This is a genomic window from Cellulomonas sp. P2_F12 (genome assembly GCF_056403775.1).
The window spans coordinates 1040979-1066962 of record NZ_JBFUEV010000001.1; the positions used below are offsets into that span (position 1 = coordinate 1040979).

Below are 25984 nucleotides of genomic sequence, written 5' to 3' on the forward strand. Positions count from 1 at the left end.
CTTGTCATTCTTTACTTGACCGTGTAGCCGTTGACTCTGGCGTCGTTCTCGTATCGCGTCTTCCACTCGTCTGCGACCGAGTCGATGGTTTTGCCGGCGGCCAGAGCCGGAGCCACGATCTCGGCCCAAGCGGGCTCGGAGCTGAAGGAGAGCGTCGCACCCCATCCGGCCCAGATGTGGCTGGCTGCGCCAGTGACGACGTCCTTGAACGTGTCCGAGTCGGCCCAGTATCCGCTGTCGACCTGTCCGTCCAACCACTCGCTCGCGGTTGACTCGTACGCCGGCAGGCCGGTGATCAACTTGACAGACTGAGGACCGCTCGTCGCGTACTGCAGGAACTTGCCCACTGCCTCGAGGTTTGTCGAGTGGCTCGAGCCGTACCAGAAGCCACCGCCCACGTTGCCGGTATTGACGTCTTCGCCAGCCCAGTGCAACGGAGCGCCAGCAGCCCACGTGCCCGGCTCTGCGGCGAGGCTGTCAGGGTTCTGGATGACCGCTCCAATGAACCAGGTCGGTCCGGGGATGCCGAGCGTCGTGTCCTTGTGGTTCGCCACCCAGTCGGGTGTGAACAGTCCATCGAGCGTCAGAGTGCCGTTCGCGAACATGTGGTCCAGGAGGGCGATCATGCGGGTCGTGTGGTCATCCGAGAAGTCGGCCGTGAAGTTGTTGTCACTGTCGACCGTGTAGATCGGCGCCTGAGCGGCCCACATGTCCGTCAGCACCGCGGTGAACGGGTCACCGATCGAGCCGAGGATGTATCCAGGGTGGTCGGCTGCAAGCTTGTCGCTGAGCGCCTGGTAGTCCTCCCAGGTCTCGGGGACGTCGTAGCCAAACTCGTCGAACAGGGCCTTGTTGTACCAGAACACCACGGGCGCGAGGTTGTCGCGGGCACCGTAGATGTGGCCGTCGACCGTGACCGGGTCCAGCGCGTGCGCGGTGTAGCCGTCAAGCCAGCCGTCCTCGGTGACGCCCGTGTCGAGCGCCGCGGCGAAAGCCTGAACGCCGTTCTGCTCCTTCGCGGCCCAGCTGGCGTCGTTCACCTGCCCCGACCACACGACGTCGGGCCAGCCTTCACCGGCTGCGTCGGCGAGCGCGACCTTGGTCTGGAACGAGTTGGTACCGCCGGAGTTGCCGTCGTACGTCTCGATATTCACCTTGATGTCGGGGTTGTCCGTCTGGAATGCCTCGGCGATGGCCGAGCGGTCAGCGTCCACCCAGATGGTGATCGGGCTGTCCTTGATCTGCTCGGGGGCGGGGAATCCGAAGCTGGAGTCGGAACCACTACCTCCGCTGGAGTCGGAACCACTACCTCCGCTGGAGCAACCGGCCGCCATCAGCGCGAGGCTCGCGGCTGCTGCGGTCAGCACCAACAGACGGGGGAATCGGGTGGAGCGGCGTTGCTGTGCTGACATTGTCGCGTCCTCTTCTGGTCGACGTCGTTGACGACTTCACCACCCACTTTGGCGATGCTTTTGCCATTCGATCATACATGTGACGTATGCGCAATGAGCGCCGCTGGTTGGCGGGACCTCTCCCGTGGCGGACCTGCCACGGGCCGCGACCAGCCTGGCGCTGACCGACCTGACGCTCACCCCAACGTGATGTTGATCGGGGCCGCTTTGCCCCGATCGACGCAGTGCCCGAGCGTGACCGGCGCCGCCTCGTCAGCCGACCCCGGCCGCGATGGCGGCAAGGATCTGGTCGTGCTCAGAGGGGGTCTGCTCGTGGAACGCGGCCGGGCACGTCGAGGGAGTACCGGCTGCCCTCCCGTGCCCGCTCGAACAGCGACCGTGCGATGCTCTCCGCGATGCGCTTGTGCGACAGTGCCAGCACGGTCTCGTGGAAGGCGACGTCGGCCGCCTGGACGTGCGGGATGTGGCCGAGGGACGTCTGCATCTGCTCCAGGGTGTGCCGCGGAATTTTCGAAGCCGCGCGACGGTGCTCGGCCCGCTCGCCGCGGATCCGAGCTGATGCGGCAGGCGGCTCTGGCCAGTCACGTCTGGAGCCGGCACCACGTCGGAGGTCGCTAGCTCATCGTCCGAGCCAGCCACCGTCGACCGGGATGGTGATCCCGTCCACGTAGTCCGAGGCGGACGACGCGAGAAAGACGACCGCCCCGCACAGGTCGGTGGCTCTGCCCCACCGGCCGGCGGGGATCCGCTCGAGGATCGCCCGGGAGCGCTCGGGGTCGTCCTGCAGGGCCCGGGTGTTGTCGGTCGCGATGTAGCCGGGTGCGATCGCGTTGACGTTGACCCCATGCGATGCCCACTCGTTCGCGAGGGCCTTGGTGAGCCCGGCGACGGCGGACTTCGATGCGGTGTACCCGGGGACGTTGATCCCGCCCTGGTAGCTCAGCAGGCTCGCGGTGAAGACGATCTTCCCTGAGCCGCGCTCCAGCATCGGCCGCGCGACGAGCTGAGTCAGCACGAAGTGACTTGTGAGGTTGACCTCCAGGACGCGGTCCCACCAGTCGAGAGGATGCTGCGCTGCCGGCATCCGGGCGATCGTGCCGGCGTTGTTGACGAGGATGTCCGGCGCTCGCTCGGCGAGCTCTCCACCGAGAGTGGTGACCGCCTGACGATCGCCGAAGTCCACCGCGTAGCTCTGGAACGAGCGCCCGTGCGACTCGACGACCCGCGCCACGGCACTGCCTTCGCGTTCGAGCGTGGCGCTCACGCCGATCACGTCGGCACCCGCGGCGGCGAGCGCCTCGGCGAGGGCGAAGCCGATGCCGCGCTTGGCGCCGGTGACGACGGCGAGCCGCCCGGTCAGGTCGAACGGGTTCACTTCGCACTCTCCGTAGCGGCGACATCGACCAGGATCTTCATGGCGAGTCCCCGCTCGAGGTCGTCGAAAGCGGCTCGCACAGCGGTGAGGGGCACGACCTGTGAGATGAGCAGCTCGCTGGGCACGACACCGTCGGCCAGCAAGGAGCTCGCCGTCTCGAAGTCGGACCGCTCGTAGACGCGGGCACCCAGGACCCGGAGCTCGCGCCAGAAGATCTGCATGAGATCGACCTCCCTGCGGGCTCCGTGGATCGCGACGACGACGATCGTCCCTCGAACCTTGGCCAGCCCGGTGGCGGCAGCGACCGCAGCCGCAGCGCCGGAGACCTCGAAGACCACATCGGCACCTGCACCGTCGGTCCATGCGGCGACCCAGGCGGCCTGATCGGTCGAGCCGGGGTCGACGGCCACGTGACCGAGCTGTTCGATCTGCGCGCGACGGTGGGGATCGGGCTCGACGATCGCGACGATCGCGCCGACGTGCCGCGCGACGGTCGCGATCAGTACCCCGATCGGCCCGCCCCCGAGCACGACCACATGGTCGCCGGGCGCAACCTCACCGCGGCGTACGTCGTGGACGGCGACGGCGGTGGGCTCGACGAGAGCCGCGACGTCCAAGGCCAGGCCTGCGGGGAGTGCGACGAGAGTGTGGGCCCTCACGTTCCACAGCGTCTGCAGCGCACCCGGGGAGTCGATCCCGATGAACTCCAGGTTCTGGCAGATGTGCTGATGACCGGCCAGGCACGCCGGGCAGGTCCCGTCCCAGGCGAGCGGCATGACCGTCACGGCATCACCCGTCGACCAGCCGGCGACGCCCTCGCCCACCCTCTCGATCGTCCCGCTCATCTCGTGACCGAAGATCAGCGGCGTGGTGACGCGGGCGTCCATGGCCCCGTGGACGACGTGCAGGTCCGTACCGCACAAACCGACGAAGGCCACGCGGACCTGCACGTGACCGCTGGGCGGGGGCACAGGCTCGGACGCGAGGACCTCGACCGTCCCGTTCCCTGTATATGCAGCACTGCGCACAGCGCATCTCCTTCGGTGTCGGCCGGCGACCCTCGTTGGTCACGATCCGGTTTCGGACTGTACCGGAGGATTGAGTAAACGTCACATGTATGATCTACTCTGGCGTCGCTCGGCTCAAGACGAAGGAGTGAACATGCAGCGATTTGCGTTCGTCGTCGACGTAGTCCCCGAGAAGCGCGACGAGTACGTCCGGCTGCACGCCGACGTCTGGCCGGGCGTCGAGGCCCTGCTCTCGGCGCACCACGTGACCAACTACTCGATCCTTCTGATCGAGGACACGCTGTTCGGGTACTACGAGTACATCGGCGAAGACCACGACGCGGACCTGGCGGTCGTGGACGCCGATCCCGTCACCCGGGAGTGGCTCGCGCTCACCGGCCCCTGCCAGACACCGTTCGGACGTCTCGCCGCACCGACGGACGGATGGCGCCGGCTCGAGGAGCTCTGGCACCTTCCGTGAGGCACCTCCTCGATTCCCACCTGCACATGTGGGAGCGGGCCAAGCACCCGCAACCCTGGCTCGACGCACAGCCGATGTCGGCGATCGATCGTGACTTTCCACCAGGCGCCGCCGTCGCGGAGCTGGCACTCCACAGCGTCGACGGCTGCGTGGTGGTGCAGGCCGTCAACGACCTCTCGGAGACGGTCGACCTCCTGGCGGTGGCTCACGCCACGCCGGAGATCCGCGGTGTGGTGGGTTGGCTGGATCTCACGGGGGACGTACCGGAGCAGCTCCGGACGCTTCGCCGGTTGCCGGGCGGCGACCGGCTGGTCGGCGTTCGGCACGTCACCTTTGTCGAAGAGGACCCACACTGGCTCGCCCGGGACGACGTCCGGCGGGGGCTGTCGGATCTCGGCGACGCCGGCTTGGTGTTCGACGTACTGATCGCCCATCACCAGCTCCCCCTGGCGGCCGACGTCGCCCGCCGCCTCCCTGGGACGACCTTCGTCCTCGACCACGGGGGCAAGGTCCCGATGCGCAGTACCGAGCTGGCGACGTGGGCCCGGGACCTCGCCGAGCTCGCGGGCTGCCCGAACGTGGCCACGAAGGTCTCCGGAATAGTCACCGAGGACGACTGGCACGGCTGGTCGACCCCGCGGTTGCGCCCGGTGTTCGAGCATGCGCTCGCGACCTTCGGGTCGCAGCGGCTGCTCTTCGGCTCCGACTGGCCGGTCGTCGAGCTCGCCGGCGGGTACGGCCGTTGGCTCAGGGCGTACCTCGAGCTCACGGACGACCTGTCGCAGACCGAGCGCGATGCGATCGACGGTGTCAACGCGACCCGCGTCTACGGGCTGTGATGACGACCCATCCCGCCCGCCCGCTCGGCGGCACCGGTCTGCACATCGCGCAGTCGAGCGTGCGTGGGAGCGGGGGGGGCGGTACTTCGACACCGCGCCGCACTATGGCCTGGGCCTGTCCGAGCGCCGCTTGGGAGCGGCGTTGCAGGGACTCCCGCGAGACGAGTTCGTCGTGTCCACCAAGGTCGGTCGTCTCATCCGTCCGAACCCACGGCCGACTGCGCTCGACGCCGCACTGGCGGGTCTGCGAGGACCATGGCACGACCCTCCCGGCTGCCGCGATCGCCTTCCCTCTGCAGCACCCTGCGGTCGCGGGGGTCGTTCTGGGGATGCGTACCGTCGCGCAGGTCGACCCGAACCTGGACCGCTACGTGGAGGACGTACCGGCGGCGCTGTGGGCCGATCTGCAGAGCCTCGGGCTCCTCGCATCGTCGGTGCGCTGAGCAGGAGCGTCATCGGCGGCGCCGCACGATCTCGGCTCGCGACAATCTCCCATGTCCAGGGCGGAGCACACCTAGGCAGCTTTCCGCCACCTACCCGGTCGCGAACGAGTCACCGCCTCCCACCCGGTCGAGGATGTCCAACCCCTCACGCTGCTTGACGGTCATCGGGCCGGTGTGCGGAAACCAGGCCAGGTCCGGCCCATGCGACACCGAGAATCGGCCGGCTCATCGACCTGGGCGGCGTCCAGCACGGTTCCGGCACCGATGAGGAGGCCGCCGTGCCGGGACACGGTCCGCGGGAGGGCGAGCGCGGCCGGTGCGCGACGTGTCAACTCGGCGACCGGAAGGCCGCCCGTCACGAGCGCCTCGGCCAGACGGGTCGCACACCGTTCGTCGTCCGCGACGACGAACGGGACGAGCCAGTGGCCGTGAGAGAGCCAACGACGCCTATCGACCGCTCTGACGAGGGTCGTCCGATCGCGACTCTGGCACGAGTCGCAGGCCGGCGCGGTCGGGGCGGACGTGCGGCCCGTCCGTCTGGGCCCACCCGTCCAGCGGCACAGCCCGGGCGATCCGCGTCTCATCGATCGTCGTGCCGTGACCGGGCTTGTCCCCGAGCACGATGCCACCATCGGCGATCTCATAGTCCACCGTCATGCCGAGCGGGGCTCCAAGGTCCTGCAACTCTGCCGAGAGGTGGTTCGGAACGGCCGCGGCGGCATGGAAGACGGGGTTCGCCGTCGACCCGACAGGACTGATGGGCAGGTCGCGGCTGTGCGCGACTGCCGCGACGCGCAGGAAGTGCGTGATCCCCCACATGCTGCCGACCTGGACGATGTCGACGGCCCCAGCGTCCAGAAGCGGCTTGAACTGCTCCAGACCGGTGAGGTTTTCGCCGGTGGCGACCCCCGCGCGTACAGCGCGACTGACCACTGCCATGCCGTCGGCGTCCCACCGCCGCAACGGCTCCTCGACCCAGGACAGGTCGACCTTCTCCTCGACGGCGTGGATGTATCGGATCGCCTGCTTGCGGTTCCAGGACTCGTTGGCATCCAGCATGATGCCCGGTCGGGGCGTGTTGGCCGAGAAGATGTCACGCACGCGCGCCAACCTGACAAGGTCGCTGTCCAGGTTCAGGCCGCCCTTCACCTTGACGCTCGTGAACCCGCGCGCCACCCACTCGCCGTACAGGTCGTCGAGCTCGTCGTCGGGGATCGCGATCTCCAGCGCCGAGGCATACGCGGGCACGAACCGGTCGCGTGCCCCGAGAGTGCGCCATAGGGGCTCGTCGGCGATCTTCGCCTTCAAGTCCCAGAGCGCCATGTCCAGTGCGCCGATGCCGCCGAACGTCGCCCCGACGTGTCCGCCCTTGAAGACACGGGCCAGCATGCGGTCGTACAGCGCGACGACCGCGCGCGGGTCCTCGCCCTCGATCGCAGGAAAGACGCGGTCGATGTCCGCGTGCGACCCGACGCCGATCCCCTCGAGGCCCTCGTCCGTCTCGAGGACGACGATTGGCACCTCGGTGATGCCGTCCCGGAAGAAGCCGTTGACATCGCCGACGGGGCGCCCCCAGTCCTGGAGTGTCGTCACAGTCCGGTACGCGGTGATTCTCATTCGCTCACATGTCCTCTTCGGGGCGCGGTCGGCCGCAGTGCCGCCACGAAAAGAACATACATCACACGTCTGCACAGTAGGTACATCCGCATATACTCCCGCCATGACCGTTCCTGACCCGACCGCAGAGGGCCCGCGCATCCCGTCCATCCAGGATCGGATGCCTGCGCAACGCCTGGGCGTGGCGGTCGTGGAGGCGCTGGTCAACGTGATCGTCACGGGGCAGCTCGCGCCCGGCGACACGCTGCCGCCGGAGGTCCCGCTCGCCAAGCAGTTCGGGGTCAGCCGGACGGTGCTGCGCGAGTCGGTCAAGCGACTGGAGGAGAAGGGGCTGGTGTCGGTCGGTCAGGGTCGCGGGACCACGGTGCAGCCGACCCGGTCGTGGAACATGATGGATCGCGTCGTCCTGACGGCTCTCATCGCGCACGACGAGACGCTCGGAGTCCTCGACGAGCTCAGCGACGTCCGCGCCCGCCTCGAGGCCGCCATGGCCGCCGACACCGCCCGCGTCCGCTCGTCGGAGGAGCTCGAGACGCTGCGACAGGCCCTGGAGTCCATGCGCGCGTCGCTCGACGACCCCAGCGCGTTCGGCGCGTCCGACGTGCGCTTCCACGACATCGTCATGGAGATCTCCGGCAACCGCCTCGCCGAGAGCATCGCCCGGTCCCTGTTCGAGCGCGCGCGCGACAGCGCGCGGTACCACGGCATGACACCGCCGTCGTTCCACGAGCGGACGCTGCGCGAGCACGAAGCCGTGTTCGCGACGATCGAGGCCCGCACCACCGAGGCCGCTGAGCACGCGATGTACTCGCACATCATCGACGCCTGGCAACGCCGCCGCCTGCCTGACCACTCGGGCACCAAGTCGCGTCGCATGTAAGCGCCTCGGGGATCACGTCGACGGAGATGGATCCGGGATCTCGGGTGGCCAGGGTTACGACACGGTTCGCCGGGCGACGACGTTGGCGCGGCACCCACGCTCAACGCCCGAGGCGTCCGCGGCGTCCGCGGCAGGAGTCAGGTAGACCGAGGCGGCTCACGTGTACGCGCGATCTCGGAGGCCCGCCCCGGTGCGTGCGTCGAAGCTCTGCGAATCCCGACGCATGCACAGAGCGCGGAAGCGAGCGCAGACCGAATCCGGGAGTTCGGAATACCCCGAGGCGCGCAGGCCACTGTCGATGAGCGCCGTCGACGGCGCCCAGATCGGGCCGCGCCGGTAGCCATCGTCCTCGTCGTGCGGAGAGTCGACCCCTTCGGTCACCGAGCCGAACTCTGACAGGTGACCCTCGAGGCGGGAGGCCAGCGCGTCGCGGACGTCGGCGGGCAACCGCTGGCCGAGAACGATTGGCAGGAGGTTGAGCAGGCTGGATGCGGTGCTCGGTCGTCCCGGCAATGCCCCGACCGCGACGAGCTCCTTGCCGTTCCACACATCGCTCGGGAGCGCCTCCAGGACGGTGTCGTGCGCGGATTGCCACCGATCGGCGAGCTCGCGGGTGGTCGGGCCCCCGGGAGCGACCGTCGCGGACCAGATCACCGGCCATCTCCGCGTTCCGACGCCGGAGTACTTGGGCAGCGAAGTCCGGTACGGCGATGCTGCGGTGTGAGGCGTCAGTCTTGGCCTGGTCCTGCCGGAAGTCACGCGTCCCCTGCCGCCGCACGACCGTGCCCCGCAGATGGGCGACCATCCCCTGAGGCGTGTCGGTGATGTCGCACGGTCGTAGTGCGAGCACTTCGCCGGGGCGCATCGACGTGCCGAGTAGGACCTCGCAGATGTCGGCCTCACGCCGCAGGAACCACTCGACGCGGCCGGTGCCGATTTCATCCGGAACCGCAGCTGGCGTCCGACTCGGAAGCCGCGCGGTCCCCGCCCCTGGGAGCGCAGGTCGTAGAGCGCCTGGTTGCTCACCGACAGGTAGGCGGCGAGCTCGGACAGGGTCATCGCCGGCTCGGTGGCCGACACCGCAAGGTTGGTGTCCATGCCACCAGGTATGCGGGGACGGTCCCAAGACGCGGCAGGAGGTCCGAGAGACCCGTGTGACGGGCCGAGCCGCGACCGATAAGTGTCTCTTAAGTGGCCAGTGGCCACGTCAGGCTCCCGTGTTCAGGATCCCGGCGTGGCCTCTGACCAGCACTTTCGGTGGAGCTGAGGGGATTCGAACCCCTGACCCCCTGCATGCCATGCAGGTGCGCTACCAGCTGCGCCACAGCCCCGCAGCCCCCCGAGGGGGACCACTCACGCCCGTAGGCGCTCGGAGAGTTTAGAACGAACGCGGCCCCAAACGCTAATCGGGGTCCCGCGTCTCGGAGTCGGCGTCCGAGTCGTGGGTCGTGTCCGGTCCGGCGTTCCAGTCGCTCGACGCGTCGGTGGGCCCGAGGTTGTAGCCGACCATCCGCCAGGCGGGGGCGAAGTCGCCGCGGGTGGCGACGAGCTCGGTCCAGTGGACGTTGAGCATGCCGGCGAAGCCGTGCCAGTCGGTGGGCATGCCGAGCAGGTCGCCGACGGCGCAGCTGATGGCGGAGCCGTGCGAGACGACCACGAGCGTGTCGTCCTGCCCGAGTGCCGCGGCGTGCTCCAGGATCCCCTCCCGGACACGCGCCGCTACCTGCGCACGCGTCTCGGCGCCGACACCCTCGGGCTGGCCACCCGCGCGCCACACGGCGAACTCCTGGGGCCAGTCGCGCCGCAGGTCGTCGCCCGTGAGCCCCTCCCAGAGACCGAACGCGCGCTCACGCAGGCGGGCGTCGACGACGAGGTCGAGCCCGGCGGCACGCCCGAGGAAGCTCGCGGTCTCGTGCGCGCGGCTCAGGTCGGAGGTGACGATGACGGTCGGCTCGTGGCGCGTCAGCAGGCGCGCGGCGGCCGTGCGGGCCTGCCAGCGGCCGACGTCGTCGAGGGGGATGTCGACCTGGCCCTGCAGGCGCGCCTGCGAGTTGTAGGCCGTCCGGCCGTGCCGGACGAGGAGCAGACGCCCCGCCGTCACGCGTCCGCGCCCTGGTCGGTCCCCCGCGCGTCGGCGGGGAGATCGATCACAGGGCAGTCCTTCCACAGCCGCTCGAGGGCGTAGTACACGCGGTCCTCCGCGTGCTGGACGTGCACGACGACGTCGCCGAAGTCGACCAGCACCCAGCGGCCCGCGCCCTTGCCCTCGCGACGGATCGGCTTGGCACCGAGCTTGAACAGGGCCTCCTCGACGGCGTCGACGATGGCGCCGACCTGGCGCTCGTTGCTGCCGGAGGCGATGAGGAAGACGTCGGTCAGGACGAGCTGCTCGCTGACGTCGAGGGCGATGATCTCCTCGGCCTTGATGTCGGAAGCGGCGCGGGCGGCCGCCACGGCCAGCTCGATCGCTCGTTCGGTCGCAGCCACGGTTCTCCTCGGTTCGGGGTCAGGCAGGTCCGGCCCGGAGGCCGGTCGGGACGTGCACGGTGGAGGCGGCGACGGACGCCGCGGCGCTGGTCCCCGGGGTGTCCTGCCCTCGACTGAGCAGCAGGACGATGAGGAAGCCGAGCACGAACGCGACGAGCGCGAGCACGATGAGGTGCAGCCACGTGTACGGGTGACGAGGGCGCTCGTCGTCGTCATCGTCGTCGAAGTCGTCGTCCTCGTCGTGCGCGGCGCCGGCCGGGATCGGGTCCGGGAACCCGCCGGGCGGAGGCGTGAAGGCTGCAGCGGCGGGCGCGCCGCCAGCCCGCGGGGCGGGGACGGTGCCGGCGGACAGCCCGGTGGGCGACCACGCTGCGGGTGCCGCGTCCGGCGAGGACGCCGCGGGTGCTGCGGGTGCCACGGACCAGCCCGGCTGACCGGTCGGCTGGGCCGGGCGGCTGGTCGCCGGCGCGCTGGAGGACCGCGAGGTGGCCGGCGTGGGCTGCCAGGCGCCGGGCTGCGCCGCCGGAGCGGGCGCCGCGGCGGGCGTCGGCTGCCACGGCGCGGGTTGACCGGTGGGGGTCGGCGGGGTCCCCTGCTGCCAGGACCCGGGCTGGGCCGCCGGAGCGGGCGAGCCGGGCTGCGGCCGGGGTGCGGGCGGCGCGGCGCTCGGCTGCGATCCCCACGTCGCTGCCGCGGCACCGGCGGCGGCAGGGCCGGACGACGCCCAGCTGGGTCCGTCGCGGCGGGGGGCGGGTGCGCCGGGCTGCGGCGCTGCCGTGGGCTGCGGTGCCGGGGTCGGCGACCCCGTCTGCGGTCCGGCGGTGGGACGACCCGCGGCGGGGGTCGGCGCCCAGCCGGAGCCGGCGGCCGGGGACGTCTCGGGTGCGGCGCCGCGCTGGCCCCACTGGGCGGGGGCTGCCGAGGCCGGCTGGGGCGTCGGCGACGGGCGCGACGTCGCGGGTGCGGTCGCTGCGGGGCGGGACGTCGCCGGGGGCACCGGCGGGGGCGCAGCGGGTGCCGTGGGGGCCGACGGCTGGCGCACGGGCGCCGGGGCCGGTGCCGACCAGATCGGCGTGCCCGCGGCCGGCGCGCCGGAGGGCGCGGGGCGGGCGCTGGTGGGGTCGAGCGACGTGTCACGGATCGAGCGGCGCGACCGGCTCGCGGCGTCGGCCGAGGCACTGGTCGGGGTCGCCGGCTGGACCGGCGTGGGCGACGGGCTCGCGACGGTGCCGTGGGCCGGCGTCTCGTCGGCACCGCCCTGACCGCGCATGGCCCGGCGGGAGACGGGAGCGCCGGTCCCCGAGGGACCGGGAGAGGGCGTCGAGGCGGGGACCGGGGTCGCCGGCGCAGCCGCGGGCGCGGCGTCGGGTACGGCACCCGCGACGTCACCCGTCTCGGGATTGCGATGGAGCTCGCGGCGACGGCGCCGCTCTCCCGGTTCACTCATGACTGACCTCGATACAACCTGTGCTTGGCGATGTACTGGACGACCCCGTCAGGGACGAGGTACCACACCGGCTGTCCGGCACGTTCCCGCGCGCGGACGTCGGTCGAGGAGATCGCCAGGGCGGGGACCTCCAGGACGTGGACACGATCGCCCGGGAGCCCGTCGACCGACAGCGTGTGCCCGGGGCGGGTGACCGCCACGAACTGCGCCATCGAGAAGAGCTCGTCCGCATCCTTCCACGTCAGGATCTGCGTGATGGCGTCCGCGCCTGTGATGAAGAACAGTTCGGCGTCCGGACGGGCCGTCTTGAGGTCGCGGAGGGTATCCACGGTGTACGTCACACCGGATCGGTCCACATCCACGCGGCTCACCGTGAACCGCGGGTTCGACGCCGTCGCGATGACGGTCATCAGATAGCGGTGCTCGGCGAGCGTGACGTCCTGGTCCAGCTTGAACGTCGGCTGACCCGTCGGGACGAAGACGACCTCGTCGAGGTCGAACCGTGCGGCGACCTCGCTGGCGGCGACCAGGTGACCGTGGTGGACGGGGTCGAACGTCCCACCCATCACGCCGAGCCGAAGTCTGCGCGGCTCCGTCATCGGCCCGGTCCCTCCCGCTGCCTCGGTCAGTGGCGCGTCCCCACGCTGCGGAACGCGTAGGTGATGAGCAGCATCGCCGTGAGTCCGACGAACGCGCCGACACCGAACACGATCGGCGGGAACGGCAGCTCGCGGGCGTGCTCGGCGCCCTCGGCAGCGGCGGCGATCAGGGCAGCGTGCACGTCATTCCTCCAGGGGTGGGCGGGAGCGACCAGTGTCGCACGGTGGGCTGTGCCATCAGGGTCGGACGTGCCCGTCTCCGTGCACGATCCACTTCGTCGTCGTCAGCTCGCCCAGCCCCATCGGGCCGCGGGCGTGCAGCTTCTGCGTGGAGATGCCGATCTCGGCGCCGAGGCCCAGCTGGCCGCCGTCGGTGAACCGCGTCGAGGCGTTCACCATGACCGCAGCGGAGTCGACCTCGGCGACGAACCGCTCCGACGACGCCAGGTCCCGCGTGATGATCGCCTCGGTGTGACCCGAGCTCCACTCGCGGATGTGGTCGAGCGCCTCGTCCAGGGAGTCGACCACGCGGACGGCGATGTCGAGCGAGAGGTACTCGGTGGCCCAGTCCACGTCGGTGGCCGGCACGCAGTCGGCCTCCTCCGGGGCGAGCGCGAGCGTGGTCTCGTCGCCGTGCACCGTCACGCCCTCGTCGGCCAGCATCGCGATGGCGACCGGCAGGAACTCGTCGGCGACCGCCTGGTGCACCAGCAGCGTCTCGGCGGCGTTGCAGACCCCGACCCGCTGGGTCTTGGAGTTCAGCAGGATCGGGATGGCGACGGCCAGGTCCGCGGTCTCGTCGACGTAGATGTGCACGTTTCCGACGCCGGTCTCGACCACCGGCACCGTCGACTCGCGCACCACCGTGCGGATGAGGTCCGCTCCCCCGCGGGGCACCAGCACGTCGACCAGGCCACGGGCGTGCATGAGCGCCACGGCACCCTCGCGTCCCCACGCGTCGATCGACTGGACCAGGGCGCCGGGCAGCCGCTGCGAGACGAGCGCCTGCGACAGGACCTCGACGATGACTTCATTGCTCGATGCGGCCGCCGAGCCGCCGCGCAGGATGACGGCGTTGCCGCTCTTGAGCGCGAGCCCGGCGGCGTCGACGGTCACGTTCGGGCGTGCCTCGTAGATCATGCCGACGACGCCCATCGGCACCCGCACCTGGCGCATGCGCAGGCCGTTGGGCAGCGTGGACCCGCGGACGACCTCCCCGACCGGGTCGGGCAGGGCGGCCAGCTCGCGCAGGGCGTCGGCGATGGCCACGATGCGGTCCGGCGTCAGCGCGAGGCGGTCCAGCAGGCCGGCCGACGTGCCGTTCGCACGGCCGCGCGCGAGGTCCACCGCGTTGGCCGCGACGATCTCGGGGGTGGCCGCGACGAGGGCGTCGGCCATGGCGCGCAGCGCCGCGTCCTTGGTGGCGCGGGTGGCCGTCGCGAGCGTGCGGGACGCGACCTTGGCGCGCTCCGCGACCGCGCGGACCTGCGCGACGACGTCCGGCGCCTCGAGCGCGTCCTGCACCGGCTGGTCGAGCGAGGTGGTCATCGGACCAGGGTAGTCCCGGACCTCGCACGCTCACGCTGCGCGACGCCTTGGCGGACGAGCGGGATCACGTGGTCGCCGAACTCGATCGCGTCGGCGACGAGGTCGTAGCCGCGCAGCCCGAAGATCTCGAACCCGAGGTCGACGTAGTCCAGCAGCGCGGCGGCCACGGTCTCGTACGAGCCGACCAGCGCGGTCGCGCTCGTCGGCAGCCCACCAGCTCCCGCGACGGTGGGCGTCCAGAGCGCGCGGTCGTGCCGCTCCCCCGACGCCGCCAGCTCGGCCAGCCGCAGGTTCGCGGTGTTCTCGGGGAGCCTGCCCGGCTCCCGCGCCGCCTCCGTCAGCGTCCGGACGGGCCGCGGTGCCGCGAGCTCGTCGATGCGGGCGCGGATCGCGTGCGCCTTGGCCCAGGCCTCGTCGTCGGTGGCCGCGACGATCGGGCGGAACGCGATCTGCAGCCGCGGGGTCGGCCGCCCGACCTCGGCCGCGAGCGCGCCCAGCAGGGCCACCTGGTCGGCCGTCGCCGCGAGCGGTTCGCCGAAGAACGCGAACACGTCGGCCACCCGGGCACCCACCTCGAGCGCCCGTCGCGACGCGCCGCCGGCGCTCAGGCCCGGGCGCCGCGCCGAGCGTGCACGCAGGAGGAACTCCTCCGTCCGGTAGTACGGACCGACGTGGCTGAACGGCTCGGCCGAGGTCCACGAGCGCAGCAGCACGTCCGCGTACTCCCCGAGGCGGTCGTAGCGGGCGTCCTTGTCGAGGTCGTCGCCCTCGGCCCGCTGGTCGCTGGTCAGGCCGCCGGCGATCAGATGCACCGTGACGCGACCGCCGGATGCCCTGTCGAGCGTCGCGAACGACTTGGCGGCGAACGTGGGCGCCGAGACGTTCGGGCGGTGCGCGACCCGCAGCCGGATCCGGTCCGTGTGCGCCGCGGCCCAGGCCGCCGCCTGCGCCGGGTCCGGCCCGTCGGAGGCGTACGGGAACAGCACGTGGTCCCAGCCGTGCTGCTCGTGGGCCTGCACGATCTCCCGCGTGTAGCCGGGGTCCCAGACGGGGCCGACGAGCGGCGTGGTCTCGGTCGACGGGTTGCCGTACCCGGCACCGAGGAACTCGACCGGCACGTCAGACCGCCACGAGCCGGTCGAGGCCACGCGCCCGGCCGGCGTCCTGCGGTCCCCACAGCGTGGTCGACACCTCGGCCCGGACCAGCGGGACGACCTCCTCGGCGAACCGGCGCAGCACGTCCTGCTGCTGCTCGTACGGCAGCACCGGGTTGAGCGAGACGGACTGCAGGTCGTGGCCGTAGGAGCGGTGGTAGTCGAGGATCTTCTCCGCGACGCGCTCCGGGGAGCCGACGAGGGCCGGGCCGCGCTCGACCGCGTCCTCGATGTGCGTGAACGACGACACCTTGCCGGGCCGCGTCTCGCCGACGTGCTTGGCGGCCATCCGGGCGGCGAAGCCCTCGTAGACCGCGCGGTACTCCTCGGTGGCCTGCTCGGTGGTGTCGGCGAGGAACAGCCCGCCCGAGCCGGATCCCACGTAGCCGACCGAGGGGTCGAACCCGTTCACGTCGAGCTGCTCGCGGTAGCGGTCGATCAGCACCTTGTAGTTCTCGCGCGGCTGCAGCGCATTGGCCGAGACGATCGGGTCGCCGTGCTTCGCCGCGAGGTCCACCGAGATAGTGCTGGTCGCCGAGCCGTGCCAGATCCGGAACGGGCCGTCGTACGGCCGGGGCAACGTGGTGACGTCCGTGAGCGGCGCGTGGAACCGGCCCTCCCAGTCGACGTCCTCCTGGCTCAGCAGCAGCCGCAGGAGCTCGTAGTTCTCCTCGAGGTAGTCGTACTGGTGCGCCAGGTCGAGGCCGAAGAGCGGGAAGTGCTTGTCCTCGTTGCCCTTGCCGATGACGATCTCGAGCCGGCCGCGCGAGAGCAGGTCGATCGTCGCGTAGTCCTCGGCCACCCGGACCGGGTCCAGCAGGCTCAGCACGGTCACGCCGGTGCTCAGCAGGATCCGGTCGGTGGCCTGCGCGAGCGCGCCCAGCAGCACGGTCGGCGACGAGGACAGGAAGTCGCCCGCGTGCCGCTCCCCCACGGCGAACGCGTCGAGCCCGAGCTCCTCGGCCAGGACGGCGGTCTCGACGACGCGCTCCAGCCGGGTGGACGGGTCGAGCAGCTCGCCGGTCACAGGGTGCGGGCCGTGGGGGACGATGTCGAGGACCTGGAACTTCACGAGCGTGCTCCTTGTGTCAGTGCGGACGTGTCGTAGCCGAAGGCCAGCAGGGTGCCGCCGTGCACCACGCGGGTCTCCCGCTCGGTGAGGCGGACGAAGCCGAGCCGGTAGTACAGGGCGTGCGCCCCGAGCATCTGCGGCCCGGAGTTCATGACGACGCGGTCGAGGTCCCGCTGCCGGGCGAGCGCGATGACGTGCTCGGTGAGCAGCACCCCGATCCCCCGTCGGCGGGCCGCGGGGTCGACCGCGAGCAGGCGGAAGTCGAGCTCGCCGTCGCGTCCCAGCTCCGAGATGTGCTCGCCGGGCCGCGGGGTGGCGACCGTGCCGAGCAGCTCCCCCGTCGCCAGGTCCTCGGCCACCCACACCTCGTGCTCGCGCGCGCGGGTGGCCACGTCGGCCAGGGAGGCGCGGTAGTCGTCGGGCAGGTCGTAGTCGTGGCCGTACGCGTCGACGGACAGCTGCGCGACGCGCTCGTACTCGTCGGGCCGCACGAGGCGGATCCGCACCTCGATGCTCACGAGAAGTACCCCTCCACGTCCAGGACGCCTCCGGCGTCGTCGAAGTCCTGCCGGACCGCTGCGCGCAGCGCCGGGTCGGCCAGGTAGTCCAGCGCCGTGAGCGCGAGCCCGACGGCACCGTCGATCGCGGCCGCGTCGCCGCGCGGGCCGCCGGCCACCTCGGCGAACTCGCGGGTGTGCAGGGCGATGTCCGGGTCGCTGACCGCGATCATCGGGTGGATGCCCGGCAGGCGGACGCTCACGTTCCCGAAGTCGGTGGACGCCGCGAGGATCTCGGGCACCACACCGCCGGCCAGGACCGTGCGGCCCTGACCCGCCTGGTGCACGGCCCAACGCTCCGCCAGCGGCGAGTTGGTGCGCACGGGCAGCGTGAACGGGGCGGCGTCCCACACCAGCTCGGCCGTCGTGCCGGTGGCCAACGCGGCCCCCTGGGCGATGCCGGCGAGGCGCTCGGAGAGGTCCTTGAGCGTGGCCGGGCTGGCCGACCGCACGTAGTACTCCACGGTCGCCCGCTCGGGCACGACGCTCGGCCGGGTCCCGCCCTCCAGCACCACGCCGTGCACGCGGTCGCTCGGCGGGATGTGCTGGCGCAGCATCGCCACGGCCTGATAGTTCAGCGCGACGGCGTCCAGCGCGTTGCGACCCATGAACGGGCTGGCCGACGCGTGGGCCGCGACCCCGTGATAGGTCACGCGCAGCTGCCGACGACCGAGGAACGGGTGGTCGACCACGTCGAACCCGAACGGGTGGACCATGATCGCCGCGTCGACGCCGGCGAAGAACCCGTTGCGCGCCAGGATCTCCTTGCCCGAGCTGCCCTCCTCCGCCGGCGTACCCAGCAGGAGCACCCGGCCGGGCAGCTCGAGCCCGTCCGCGACGGCCTGCCGCAGCGCCAGGAACGCCCCCGTCGCGGCCCCCGCGATGAGGTGGTGGCCGCACGCGTGGCCGACGCCCGGCAGGGCGTCGTACTCGGCGAGGATCGCGACCGTCGGGCCGGCGTCCTCGCGCGGGGCGCCGTCGTCGGGGCCGTGGCCGGTCAGGCCGGCGCGTAGCGACGTCGACAGCCCGTGCGACCCCATCGTGGCGGGCACGCCGTGCCGGGCGAGCAGGTCCGCGACCGCCGCGACCGAGCGGACCTCGCGGAACGCCTCCTCCGGGTGGGAGTGGATCGCGTGCGCGACGTCGAGCACGTCGGTCTCGCCCGCCTTGGCCGCCGCCCGGACCAAGGCACGCGAGGGCTCGTCGGCACCCGCGAACGGCGACGTCAGCGGCACGAACGACGCCCGACGACGCTCGGTCAGCGCCCGGAGCTCGTCGAGGAAGGCGGTGGACGGGCTGGTCATCCGACGGGCGCCCCGGCCGGCAGCCCGGCGTCCTTCCACGCGGGGAAGCCGCCCTCGACGTGCACGACGTTGGTGAAACCCTTGGCCCGCAGCTCGGCCGCGACCGGCCCCGACCCGCGCACCGAGCCGCAGACGACGACGATCGGCGTGTCCAGCGACACGATCGGCGCGTGGCGGGTGGCCGCGGTCAGGTCGAACTCCTGGTCGATCGCGTACCGGTCGCCGATCGTGGCCCCCGGGATCGAGCCCGTGCGGGACCGGCCGGCCTCGCTGCGCACGTCGAGCAGGAACGCGCCCTCGGCCACGCGCTCGGCGGCCTCGGTCGGGCTGACCGCGGGCGCGAGGGCCGCGGCCTCCTCGAGGCTCAGGTGCTCCGCCGGGGCGCCGGGGCGGGTGGTGGTGTCGGTCATGGTGCTCTCCTTCGTGAGGGGGTTCGGGTCAGGCCTCGAGCAGGTCCTTGGCGAAGCACAGGCTCAGCCGGTCGCCCACGTAGTCGCCGAAGGGCTCGACAGCGCGCCAGCCCTCGCGCAGGTACAGCGCGACCGCGTCCGGCTGCCGGACCCCCGTCTGCAGGACGATCGTGCGCACGCCCGCGTCGGCCGCGAAGCGCCCGACCGCGTCGAGGAGCCGGGCGGCCAGGCCGAGCCGGCGGTGGGTGGCGGCGACGAAGACACGCTTGACCTCGTGCTCGCCGTCGACCAGGCGTAGGGAGGCGGTGCCGACGGGACGGTCCCCGTCGTAGGCCACGTAGGTCACCAGGATCGAGGCGGGATCGACGGGCACGCGCGGACCGCGCTGCGCGAGGAGGTCGGCGTAGCGCGGAGCCAGCTCGGCGTCCATCTGGTCGCGCAGGCGACCGGCGTGCGGGTGCGTCCACGGGACGACGGCCAGCGTGACCTCCCCGGTGGAGGTGGTGGTGGTCATCGCAGCCCGAACCCCTGCGCCTCGAGGGCCGACCGCAGCTGGTCGCGGCCGTTGAGCGCGGCCGGACCGGAGAGCCGGGCGAGCACCCTCTCGACCCACGAGTGGGACAGTCCCTCCTCGGCGTAGAAGTCGCCGATCAGGCCCTCGTAGGCGGCGACCGCGTCGGCGTGCTCGGCGTCGTCGTACGTCTCGTGGTGCAGCACGGCCGACTGCGGCAGGCGGGGCTTGACGCGGGTGTTCTCACTGAGGTCCGGCCGCCCGACCACGAGCCCGAACGCGGCAAACACGTGCTGCGGTAGGTGAAGCAACTCGGCGACCTGCTCCGGACGGTTGCGCAGCGCACCGATGTACACGGTGCCCAGGCCCAGCGACTCCGCGGCGAGCACCGCGTTCTGCGCGGCCAGCGCGGCGTCGACGAACCCGACGACCGCGGTCTCGAGGTAGGCCGCGCCCTCGGTCGGCGCCTCGTGCGCGGCCGCGATGGCGTGCGCGCGCCCGAGGTCGACCAGCCAGACGAGAAGCAGCGGGGCCTGCGCGATGTGGGCCTGGTCGCCCGCGAGCGCGGACAGGGCGGCGCGGCGCGCGTCGTCGCGGACTGCGACCACGCTCCACAGCTGCAGGTTCGAGCTGGTGGCGGCGGACTGCGCCGCGGCGACGACGGCGGCGAGCTCGGCATCCGTGACGTCGTCCGGCAGGTAGCGGCGCACAGACCGGTGGGCCAGCTGGAGCTCGATGACGTCGGAGGTCGCGAGGTCGGTGGGCGCGGCGCCGCCGTAGCGCGCAGCGACGGAGGACGGGAGGAGATCGACGGACAAGACGGTTCCCTGGGGTGTCGGACGTTTGCCCTCCGCGATCCGGCGGGCCGGGTCTTGCTCGGGAGCACCCCACGTCACCGAGGGTTGCTGCTCCGCCTGCCGAGCCAGACGGCGGAGCTCGTGACCTGCGCCGGAGGGTCGACCGCGCACCCGGCGATGTCAACGATCGGGACGGGGTTCTCACATCCCGGTACGGCTCGCGGCAGGGGCCGCTCGAACCGTGCGTGAGACGTCTGTCCACCTGATGAGAAGGCCCGGCGGATCGTTGACGACCGCCGACCGCGTGCCTACCTTCGCGCCGGTCTCGAGCCCCGACGACAAACCCTGGTTGGTCGGGCAGCAACCCTTCAGGTGTGACGGGGTGCTCCAGGTGACGACCCGGCACGGCACCCGCCGTGCAAGCACAGACCCGCCGGACCCGTCCGGCAGATCGAGGACGACCGCTCACATGTCCCGCTACATCGGCACCCGCCTCGGCCAGGCAGTCCTGGTGCTCTGGGCCGCCTACACGGTCACGTTCGTCGTGCTCTACGCGCTGCCGGGCGACCCGGTCTCGCTCATGTACGGCAGCGAGTCCAACGACGTGACGCCGGAGCAGCTCGACGCGCTGCGGGCCCAGTACGGGCTCGACCAGCCCTTGCCCGTGCAGTACGTGACGCAGCTGGGCGCCCTGCTGCGCGGCAACCTCGGCACGTCCGTCGTCCTGCACCGTCCGGTGCTCGGCCTGATCGCCGAGGCGATCCCGCCCACAGCCGCCATCGCGGGCGCGGCGTTCGTGCTGGCGCTGCTGCTGGGCGGCGGGCTGGCCGTCGTCGCGACGCTGGCACGCGGCCGGGGTCTGTCCAACGCGCTGCTGGGCCTGCCCCCGCTCGGCGTGGCCATCCCGTCGTTCTGGTTCGGCCTCATGCTCGTGCAGTGGTTCTCGTTCGCGAACCCGATCTTCCCGGCTGTGGGGAACAAGGGGTTCGCGTCGATCGTGCTGCCGGCCGTGACGCTCGCGGTGCCCACCGCTGCGCTCATCGCCCAGATGCTCTCGCGCTCGCTGCGGCACAGCCTCGCCCAGCCCTACGTCGACACCGCGCGCGCCAAGGGCGCGAGTCCGGCACGCGTCCACTTCCGGCACGCGCTGCGCAACGCCTCGCTGCCCGCCCTCACGGTCATCGGCCTGGTGATCGGCGAGCTGCTCGCCGGCGCGGTGGTCACCGAGACCGTGTTCTCGCGCGCCGGCATCGGCCGGCTGACGGCCACCTCGGTCAGCGCGCAGGACATCCCCGTGGTGCAGGGCATCGTGCTCTTCGCCGCCGCCGTGTTCGTGCTGGTCAACCTCGCGGTCGACCTGCTGTACCCGCTGCTCGACCCACGGATCGTCCGGCGCAGCCGGCCCGTCAAGGCGCCGGTGTCGACCGAGGCGGCGCAGGTCCGTCGGCCCGTCACGGCGGGGGTGTGACATGACGGACCTCCTGAACGAGAAGGTCGCGGTCGACGACTTCGCCGCCACCGCCCCGGACCGCCTGGCCGACGCGATCCGCGACCGGCAGGACGCCGCGACCCCCGGCCCGCTCGCCTGGGTGGGCGAGCTCGCCCGCCGGCCCGGCCTGCTGCTCGCCCTCGTCTGGATCGCCCTGGTCCTGCTCGCCGCGTTCGTCCCCCAGCTGCTCGCGCCGGGTGACCCGCTGACCGGCGTGCCGGCGGACAAGCTGCAACCCCCGTCGGGTGCGCACTGGTTCGGCACCGACCAGCTCGGTCGCGACCTCTACACGCGCGTGGTTCACGGCACGCACCTGACCCTGGAGGCGGCCCTCGTCGCCGTCGGCGTCGGCCTGCTGGTCGGGGCCCTCGTCGGGCTGCTGGCGGGCTTCGTCGGCGGGGTGTTCGACGACGTCGTCATGCGCGCGGTGGACGTGCTCCTGTCCATCCCGGCGCTGCTCCTCTCGCTCGCCCTCATCACGGCGCTCGGCTTCGGCACGGTCAAGGTCGCGATCGCCGTCGGCCTGGCCAGCGTCGCCACGGTGGCGCGGATCATGCGCTCCGAGGTCCTGCGCGTCCGCTCGTCCGTGTACGTCGAGGCCGCGCACGCCGGCGGCAGCCGCTGGTGGTCCGTCCTGTTCCGCCACGTGCTGCCCAACGCCGCCGGCCCGGTGGTCGTCCTGGCGGCCCTGCAGCTGGGCGCCGCGATCCTGGCGGTCTCCGCGCTGAGCTTCCTCGGCTACGGCGCGCCGCCCCCGGCGCCCGAGTGGGGCGCGCTCGTGTCCGGCGGCCGCGACTACCTGCGGACGTCCTGGTGGCTGACCACGCTGCCCGGCCTGACCATCGCCGTGAGCGTGCTGGCCGCCGGCCGCATCTCGCGGTCCCTCGACCGTCCCGACGGGGGTGCCGCATGAGCGAGCGCCTGCTCACCGTCACCGACCTCGCCGTCGCCTACAAGGCCCGCCGCGGCACGGTCCGCGCCGTCCGGGACGTCTCGCTGCACGTCGACGCCGGCGAGACCGTCGCAGTCGTGGGCGAGTCCGGCTCGGGCAAGTCGACCACCGCCGCGGCCGTCGTCCGGCTGCTCGCCCCCGCCGCCGTCATCGACCACGGCAGCATCGACCTGCTGGGCCACGACATGGCCCGCGCCACGCAGCGCGAGCTCCGCTCCGTGCGCGGCCTGCTCGTAGGCCTGGTCCCTCAGGACCCGACCGTCTCGCTCAACCCCGTGACCCGCGTGGGCGAGCAGGTGGCCGAGGTGCTGCGCATCCACGGCCTGGCGGACCGCAAGAACGCGATGATCGAGGCGGTCGAGGCGCTGGACCGCGCCGGGCTGAGCAACCCGGAGGTCCGGGCCCGCCAGTACCCGCACGAGCTGTCCGGCGGCATGCGGCAGCGCGTGCTCATCGCCATCGCGCTCGCGGCGCAGCCGCGCCTGCTGGTGGCCGACGAGCCGACGAGCGCGCTCGACGTGACGGTGCAGCGCCAGATCCTGGACCACCTCGAGCAGCTGACGACGGGTACCGGGACGGGCGTGCTGCTCATCACGCACGACCTCGGGGTGGCCGCCGACCGCGCCGACCGGATCGTCGTGATGTCGCAGGGGCGGGTGGTCGAGCAAGGCACGCCCGACCAGGTGCTCGGCTCGCCGTCGGACCCGTACACGCGCGCCCTGCTCGCCGCGGCCCCCAGCCTGCGGGGCGCCCGCACGATCGCCGCGCCCGTCCCGCCGACCGCAGTCCCCGCGCTCGAGGTCCGGCACCTGTCCAAGGACTTCGCGCTGCCGCGGTCCGCGGGCGGCGGGACGCTGCGGGCCGTCGACGATGTCTCGTTCGTGCTGCCCCGCGGCCGCACCCTCGCCCTGGTCGGCGAGTCCGGCTCGGGCAAGTCCACGACCGCCCGGCTCGCGCTGCGCCTGGCCGACCCGACCTCCGGCTCGGTCCTGGTGGACGGCGCGGACGTCACGCACACCCGCGGCGCGGCCCTGCGGCTCCTGCGCCGCCGGATGCAGGTGGTCTACCAGAACCCGTATGCGTCGCTCGACCCGCGGTACTCGGTCCAGCGGATCATCACGGAACCCCTGCAGGCCTTCGGGGTCGGGTCCCGCGCGGAGCGGGCCGCCCGGTCCGCGGAGCTGCTCGACCTCGTCGCGCTGCCCCGGACGGTGCTGCAGCGTCGACCCGCGGAGCTGTCCGGCGGCCAGCGCCAGCGCGTCGCCATCGCGCGCGCACTGGCCCTGCACCCCGAGCTCGTGGTGCTCGACGAACCCGTCTCCGCGCTCGACGTCTCCGTCCAGGCGCAGATCCTCGACCTGCTCGCGGACCTGCAGACCGAGCTCGACCTCAGCTACCTGTTCATCTCGCACGACCTCGCGGTGGTGCGGCAGGTGGCCCACGAGGTCGCCGTCCTGCAGCACGGCCGCGTGGTCGAGCAGGGCGAGGTCGAGGCCGTGTTCGCCCGGCCACAGGACCCGTACACGGCCGAGCTGCTCTCCGCGATCCCCGGTGCGCGTGTGCGCACGGGCGAAGGGGGTGCGTCGTGACCTCGTGTCGACGTGACTGAGCCCGCACCCCGTCACCCCCACCCCTCAGCAAGGAGCATCACCCATGTCTGTCCGACGACCTTCGCGCCGTCATGCCGGCTTCCTCGCCGGCCTCGCCACCACCGCCCTCCTGCTCGCCGCCTGCTCCTCGGGCTCGGACCAGCCCGGTGCCGACGCCTCGACGACCGCGACCGCCGAGGCAGTCGACGGCGGCGACCTGACGTTCGCCATCGGCAACGACCCCATCTCGATCAACCCCGCCGGCATCGGCTCGGGCAACGACACGCTGTACGTCACGCGCCAGCTGGTCGACTCGCTGCTCTGGCAGGACCCGGCCGACGGCTCGCTGAAGCCGTGGCTCGCCACGGCGTGGGAGGCCAACGCCGACTCGACACAGTTCACGTTCACGCTGCGCGACGACGTCACGTTCTCCGACGGGACGCCCTTCGACGCCGACTCGGTGAAGAAGAACTTCGACGACACGGTCGCCGCCGGCGCCAAGAGCTCCGCCGCGGCCAGCTTCCTCGGCTACGTCGGGACGACCGTCGTCGACCCGACCCACGTCACCGTCGCCTTCAAGGCCCCGAACTCGGCGTTCCCGCAGGCCACCACGACCGTCGCGCTCGGCTTCCTCGCCGACTCGACGCTCGCCATCCCGTTCGACGACCGCGCGAGCGGCACGGGCATCGTCGGCACCGGCCCCTTCACGCTGGACCACTACACCAAGGACACCGAGACGGTGCTCACGGCCCGCGACGACTACGCGTGGGGACCGGACGGCCGCGAGAACACGGGCAAGGCGCACCTGAACAGCGTGACGTTCCAGGTGATCCCCGAGGCGGGCGTGCGCACCGGCGCGCTGACCTCGGAGCAGGTCGACGTGATCGGCGGCGTCCAGCCGACCGACATCGAGACGCTCGAGTCGTCGGGCTTCGGCGTCGTGCACCGGGCCAACCCCGGCATCACCTTCGGCCTGACGTTCAACGAAGCCGGCGCCCTGGGGTCCGACCCGGTCGTCCGTGAGGCGATCGCCCTGACCGTGAACCCGACCGAGGTCCGCGACACGGCGCTCAACGACGGGTTCGCCGTCGCCGAGGGCCCGCTGGCCAGCACCACCCCCGGTGTCGCGGACCTGAGCAAGGACCTGGTCACCGACCCGAAGAAGGCCGCGAGCGTGCTCGAGGACGACGGCTGGGCCAAGGGGTCCGACGGCATCTACGCCAAGGGCGGCACGCGCCTGGCCCCCGTGCTGGTGTGGATCACCAACTTCTCCCCCAACCAGACGTCGGTCGAGCTCATCCAGCAGGAGCTCAAGGCCAACGGCATCGACGCCACGCTGTGGAGCGGCGCCGTGCCGGACTTCCAGGCGAAGCTCAAGGAGGGCTCGTTCGACCTGGTCTGGGGCAACCTGAGCCGGGCCGACGGTGACGTGCTGCGGACGCAGTACTCCACGGCGGCGACCAACTTCTACAAGCTGGCCGACCCCGACCTGGAGGCGCTGCTGCAGAAGCAGCTGACCATCAGCGACCCGACCGAGCGCGACGCCGTCCTCGCGGACGCCCAGGAGCGCCTGGTCACCCAGCACCACGTCATCCCGGTGCACGAGCTCACCACGTTCCTCGGTCTGGGCACCGAGGTGCACGCGGTCGAGCTCGGGGCGGACTCCCGCCTCGACCAGCTGACGCAGGCCTGGCTCGGCAGCTGACGGCACGACGAAGGGGGCGGTCCGCATCACGCGGGCCGCCCCCTTCGTCGTCTCCGCCGCAGGTCAGACCGGCACGGCCTCCAGTGCGCCCCACGGACGGGACGGCACCTCGGCCCGCAGCACGGGCGCGACCTCGGCGAAGAAGTGCTCCAGGTGGCCCCGTGCGGCGGCCGGGTCGCTGAGCAGGAAGCTGTCGACGCCGATGCCCAGGACCTCGTTGCCGAACAGCTCGCGGAACCGCAGCAGCTTCTCGGTGACCTGCTCGGCGGTGCCCACTAGGAGCGACCCGTGCTCGGCGAAGTCCTCGAC

The 25984-nt window shown here is 72.0% G+C and carries 28 protein-coding genes, 1 tRNA gene, 3 pseudogenes and 2 riboswitches; of the genes and pseudogenes, 9 read left to right on the plus strand and 23 right to left on the minus strand.

Annotation, left to right across the window (positions count from 1 at the left end; translation table 11 throughout):
- Positions 1-11 precede the first annotated feature (11 nt).
- The 4 genes from AC1DWH_RS04725 to AC1DWH_RS04740 form a co-directional block, all read right to left on the minus strand.
- A complete protein-coding gene (locus AC1DWH_RS04725) occupies positions 12-1367 on the minus strand; it encodes an ABC transporter substrate-binding protein (protein ID WP_477092693.1) in 1356 nt (451 codons plus the stop codon).
- Between the two features lie 340 nt (positions 1368-1707).
- Positions 1708-1896 carry a hypothetical protein gene (locus AC1DWH_RS04730; RefSeq protein WP_477092694.1) on the minus strand — a complete coding sequence of 63 codons (189 nt, stop codon included), beginning with the start codon at positions 1894-1896 and terminating at the stop codon, positions 1708-1710.
- Between the two features lie 135 nt (positions 1897-2031).
- Positions 2032-2787, minus strand: coding sequence for an SDR family oxidoreductase (locus AC1DWH_RS04735; RefSeq protein WP_477092695.1), 756 nt, complete (start codon positions 2785-2787; stop codon positions 2032-2034).
- Positions 2784-3815 carry a zinc-dependent alcohol dehydrogenase gene (locus AC1DWH_RS04740; RefSeq protein WP_477092696.1) on the minus strand — a complete coding sequence of 344 codons (1032 nt, stop codon included), beginning with the start codon at positions 3813-3815 and terminating at the stop codon, positions 2784-2786. The genes AC1DWH_RS04735 and AC1DWH_RS04740 overlap by 4 nt, the downstream gene beginning before the upstream one ends.
- Before the next feature lie 133 nt (positions 3816-3948).
- Between AC1DWH_RS04740 and AC1DWH_RS04745 the strand changes: the two genes are divergently transcribed.
- From AC1DWH_RS04745 to AC1DWH_RS04755, 3 genes and pseudogenes are all read left to right on the plus strand, one after another.
- Positions 3949-4275 (plus strand): L-rhamnose mutarotase, encoded by a 327-nt coding sequence (locus AC1DWH_RS04745; protein WP_477092697.1) that lies wholly within the window; start codon positions 3949-3951, stop codon positions 4273-4275.
- Positions 4272-5114 (plus strand): amidohydrolase family protein, encoded by an 843-nt coding sequence (locus tag AC1DWH_RS04750; RefSeq protein ID WP_456846554.1) that lies wholly within the window; start codon positions 4272-4274, stop codon positions 5112-5114. Before AC1DWH_RS04745 ends, AC1DWH_RS04750 begins: the two co-directional genes overlap by 4 nt.
- A 58-nt stretch (positions 5115-5172) precedes the next feature.
- Positions 5173-5325 (plus strand): annotated as a pseudogene (locus AC1DWH_RS04755) (aldo/keto reductase); the annotation flags it as partial.
- Between the two features lie 393 nt (positions 5326-5718).
- On the opposite strand, the gene AC1DWH_RS04760 reads toward AC1DWH_RS04755, so the two are convergent.
- On the minus strand, positions 5719-6120 hold the full coding sequence (locus AC1DWH_RS04760) for a hypothetical protein (RefSeq protein ID WP_477092732.1): 402 nt from the start codon (positions 6118-6120) through the stop codon (positions 5719-5721).
- Positions 6005-7150, minus strand: a complete 1146-nt coding sequence (locus tag AC1DWH_RS04765) for a mandelate racemase/muconate lactonizing enzyme family protein (RefSeq protein WP_477092733.1) — start codon at positions 7148-7150, stop codon at positions 6005-6007. Before AC1DWH_RS04765 ends, AC1DWH_RS04760 begins: the two co-directional genes overlap by 116 nt.
- A gap of 127 nt (positions 7151-7277) precedes the next feature.
- Here AC1DWH_RS04765 and AC1DWH_RS04770 point away from each other — a divergent pair, with 127 nt between their 5' ends.
- Entirely contained in the window at positions 7278-8054 is a 777-nt protein-coding gene (locus AC1DWH_RS04770) for a FadR/GntR family transcriptional regulator (protein ID WP_477092698.1), read from the plus strand.
- Positions 8055-8210: 156 nt separating this feature from the next.
- On the opposite strand, the gene AC1DWH_RS04775 is transcribed toward AC1DWH_RS04770, so the two are convergent.
- The 6 genes and pseudogenes from AC1DWH_RS04775 to AC1DWH_RS04800 all read right to left on the minus strand — a co-directional run bounded on the left by AC1DWH_RS04775 (position 8211) and on the right by AC1DWH_RS04800 (position 10959).
- Positions 8211-8708: an MGH1-like glycoside hydrolase domain-containing protein gene (locus AC1DWH_RS04775; protein ID WP_477092734.1), complete on the minus strand. Its 498-nt coding sequence runs from the start codon at positions 8706-8708 to the stop codon at positions 8211-8213.
- Positions 8709-9002: 294 nt separating this feature from the next.
- Positions 9003-9152, minus strand: a pseudogene (locus AC1DWH_RS04780) (helix-turn-helix transcriptional regulator); the annotation flags it as partial.
- 160 nt (positions 9153-9312) lie between these two features.
- Positions 9313-9385: transfer RNA gene (locus AC1DWH_RS04785), tRNA-Ala, on the minus strand.
- A 71-nt stretch (positions 9386-9456) separates the two neighbouring features.
- Positions 9457-10155: a histidine phosphatase family protein gene (locus AC1DWH_RS04790; RefSeq protein WP_477092699.1), complete on the minus strand. Its 699-nt coding sequence runs from the start codon at positions 10153-10155 to the stop codon at positions 9457-9459.
- Positions 10152-10541 carry a ribosome silencing factor gene (gene rsfS, locus AC1DWH_RS04795; protein ID WP_456847472.1) on the minus strand — a complete coding sequence of 130 codons (390 nt, stop codon included), beginning with the start codon at positions 10539-10541 and terminating at the stop codon, positions 10152-10154. The genes AC1DWH_RS04790 and rsfS overlap by 4 nt, the downstream gene beginning before the upstream one ends.
- A 19-nt stretch (positions 10542-10560) precedes the next feature.
- Positions 10561-10959 carry a hypothetical protein gene (locus AC1DWH_RS04800; RefSeq protein ID WP_477092700.1) on the minus strand — a complete coding sequence of 133 codons (399 nt, stop codon included), beginning with the start codon at positions 10957-10959 and terminating at the stop codon, positions 10561-10563.
- 403 nt (positions 10960-11362) lie between these two features.
- Between AC1DWH_RS04800 and AC1DWH_RS04805 the strand changes: the two genes are divergently transcribed.
- The gene (locus AC1DWH_RS04805; protein WP_477092701.1) at positions 11363-11803 is read left to right on the plus strand and encodes a hypothetical protein; all 441 of its coding nucleotides are present in this window, start codon (positions 11363-11365) and stop codon (positions 11801-11803) included.
- A gap of 181 nt (positions 11804-11984) precedes the next feature.
- Here AC1DWH_RS04805 and nadD read toward each other — a convergent pair whose 3' ends face one another.
- Genes nadD through AC1DWH_RS04855 form a run of 10 tightly spaced genes read right to left on the minus strand, consistent with a single transcriptional unit; the run spans position 11985 to position 19961 of the window.
- Complete coding sequence (nadD, locus tag AC1DWH_RS04810) at positions 11985-12587, minus strand: nicotinate-nucleotide adenylyltransferase (protein WP_456845707.1); 603 nt, start codon at positions 12585-12587, stop codon at positions 11985-11987.
- Between the two features lie 26 nt (positions 12588-12613).
- A complete protein-coding gene (locus AC1DWH_RS04815) occupies positions 12614-12769 on the minus strand; it encodes a hypothetical protein (RefSeq protein ID WP_456826655.1) in 156 nt (51 codons plus the stop codon).
- Between the two features lie 55 nt (positions 12770-12824).
- Positions 12825-14135, minus strand: coding sequence for a glutamate-5-semialdehyde dehydrogenase (locus AC1DWH_RS04820; RefSeq protein ID WP_477092702.1), 1311 nt, complete (start codon positions 14133-14135; stop codon positions 12825-12827).
- Entirely contained in the window at positions 14132-15253 is a 1122-nt protein-coding gene (locus tag AC1DWH_RS04825; protein ID WP_477092703.1) for an LLM class flavin-dependent oxidoreductase, read from the minus strand. Before AC1DWH_RS04825 ends, AC1DWH_RS04820 begins: the two co-directional genes overlap by 4 nt.
- A 1-nt stretch (position 15254) precedes the next feature.
- On the minus strand, positions 15255-16361 hold the full coding sequence (locus AC1DWH_RS04830) for an LLM class flavin-dependent oxidoreductase (RefSeq protein ID WP_477092704.1): 1107 nt from the start codon (positions 16359-16361) through the stop codon (positions 15255-15257).
- Positions 16358-16879: a GNAT family N-acetyltransferase gene (locus AC1DWH_RS04835; RefSeq protein ID WP_477092705.1), complete on the minus strand. Its 522-nt coding sequence runs from the start codon at positions 16877-16879 to the stop codon at positions 16358-16360. Before AC1DWH_RS04835 ends, AC1DWH_RS04830 begins: the two co-directional genes overlap by 4 nt.
- Positions 16876-18222: a M20 family metallopeptidase gene (locus AC1DWH_RS04840; protein WP_477092706.1), complete on the minus strand. Its 1347-nt coding sequence runs from the start codon at positions 18220-18222 to the stop codon at positions 16876-16878. Before AC1DWH_RS04840 ends, AC1DWH_RS04835 begins: the two co-directional genes overlap by 4 nt.
- A complete protein-coding gene (locus AC1DWH_RS04845) occupies positions 18219-18632 on the minus strand; it encodes a rhodanese-like domain-containing protein (RefSeq protein ID WP_477092707.1) in 414 nt (137 codons plus the stop codon). Before AC1DWH_RS04845 ends, AC1DWH_RS04840 begins: the two co-directional genes overlap by 4 nt.
- 28 nt (positions 18633-18660) lie before the next feature.
- Positions 18661-19146: a GNAT family N-acetyltransferase gene (locus tag AC1DWH_RS04850; RefSeq protein WP_477092708.1), complete on the minus strand. Its 486-nt coding sequence runs from the start codon at positions 19144-19146 to the stop codon at positions 18661-18663.
- Entirely contained in the window at positions 19143-19961 is an 819-nt protein-coding gene (locus AC1DWH_RS04855; protein WP_477092709.1) for a nitroreductase family protein, read from the minus strand. Before AC1DWH_RS04855 ends, AC1DWH_RS04850 begins: the two co-directional genes overlap by 4 nt.
- Before the next feature lie 16 nt (positions 19962-19977).
- Positions 19978-20087: riboswitch (SAM riboswitch) on the minus strand.
- A 174-nt stretch (positions 20088-20261) separates the two neighbouring features.
- Positions 20262-20371, plus strand: a riboswitch (SAM riboswitch).
- Positions 20372-20409: 38 nt separating this feature from the next.
- On the opposite strand from AC1DWH_RS04855, the gene AC1DWH_RS04860 reads away from it, so the two are divergent.
- The 4 genes from AC1DWH_RS04860 to AC1DWH_RS04875 all read left to right on the plus strand — a co-directional run bounded on the left by AC1DWH_RS04860 (position 20410) and on the right by AC1DWH_RS04875 (position 25675).
- Positions 20410-21408, plus strand: coding sequence for an ABC transporter permease (locus tag AC1DWH_RS04860; protein WP_477092710.1), 999 nt, complete (start codon positions 20410-20412; stop codon positions 21406-21408).
- A gap of 1 nt (position 21409) precedes the next feature.
- Complete coding sequence (locus tag AC1DWH_RS04865; RefSeq protein WP_477092711.1) at positions 21410-22342, plus strand: ABC transporter permease; 933 nt, start codon at positions 21410-21412, stop codon at positions 22340-22342.
- Positions 22339-23970, plus strand: a complete 1632-nt coding sequence (locus AC1DWH_RS04870) for a dipeptide ABC transporter ATP-binding protein (RefSeq protein WP_477092712.1) — start codon at positions 22339-22341, stop codon at positions 23968-23970. The genes AC1DWH_RS04865 and AC1DWH_RS04870 overlap by 4 nt, the downstream gene beginning before the upstream one ends.
- Before the next feature lie 64 nt (positions 23971-24034).
- A complete protein-coding gene (locus AC1DWH_RS04875) occupies positions 24035-25675 on the plus strand; it encodes an ABC transporter substrate-binding protein (RefSeq protein WP_477092713.1) in 1641 nt (546 codons plus the stop codon).
- A 63-nt stretch (positions 25676-25738) separates the two neighbouring features.
- Here AC1DWH_RS04875 and AC1DWH_RS04880 read toward each other — a convergent pair.
- Positions 25739-25984, minus strand: a pseudogene (locus tag AC1DWH_RS04880) (hypothetical protein); the annotation flags it as partial.

Bases quoted from the DNA above. Each gene is read 5' to 3' on its own strand.
- AC1DWH_RS04730 (WP_477092694.1), bottom strand. From the start codon at position 1,896: ATGCAGACGTCCCTCGGCCACATCCCGCACGTCCAGGCGGCCGACGTC.
- AC1DWH_RS04745 (WP_477092697.1), top strand. From the start codon at position 3,949: ATGCAGCGATTTGCGTTCGTCGTCGACGTAGTCCCCGAGAAGCGCGAC.
- AC1DWH_RS04770 (WP_477092698.1), top strand. From the start codon at position 7,278: ATGACCGTTCCTGACCCGACCGCAGAGGGCCCGCGCATCCCGTCCATC.
- nadD (WP_456845707.1), bottom strand. From the start codon at position 12,587: ATGACGGAGCCGCGCAGACTTCGGCTCGGCGTGATGGGTGGGACGTTC.
- AC1DWH_RS04820 (WP_477092702.1), bottom strand. From the start codon at position 14,135: ATGACCACCTCGCTCGACCAGCCGGTGCAGGACGCGCTCGAGGCGCCG.
- AC1DWH_RS04840 (WP_477092706.1), bottom strand. From the start codon at position 18,222: ATGACCAGCCCGTCCACCGCCTTCCTCGACGAGCTCCGGGCGCTGACC.
- AC1DWH_RS04845 (WP_477092707.1), bottom strand. From the start codon at position 18,632: ATGACCGACACCACCACCCGCCCCGGCGCCCCGGCGGAGCACCTGAGC.
- AC1DWH_RS04850 (WP_477092708.1), bottom strand. From the start codon at position 19,146: ATGACCACCACCACCTCCACCGGGGAGGTCACGCTGGCCGTCGTCCCG.
- AC1DWH_RS04860 (WP_477092710.1), top strand. From the start codon at position 20,410: ATGTCCCGCTACATCGGCACCCGCCTCGGCCAGGCAGTCCTGGTGCTC.
- AC1DWH_RS04865 (WP_477092711.1), top strand. From the start codon at position 21,410: ATGACGGACCTCCTGAACGAGAAGGTCGCGGTCGACGACTTCGCCGCC.
- AC1DWH_RS04870 (WP_477092712.1), top strand. From the start codon at position 22,339: ATGAGCGAGCGCCTGCTCACCGTCACCGACCTCGCCGTCGCCTACAAG.
- AC1DWH_RS04875 (WP_477092713.1), top strand. From the start codon at position 24,035: ATGTCTGTCCGACGACCTTCGCGCCGTCATGCCGGCTTCCTCGCCGGC.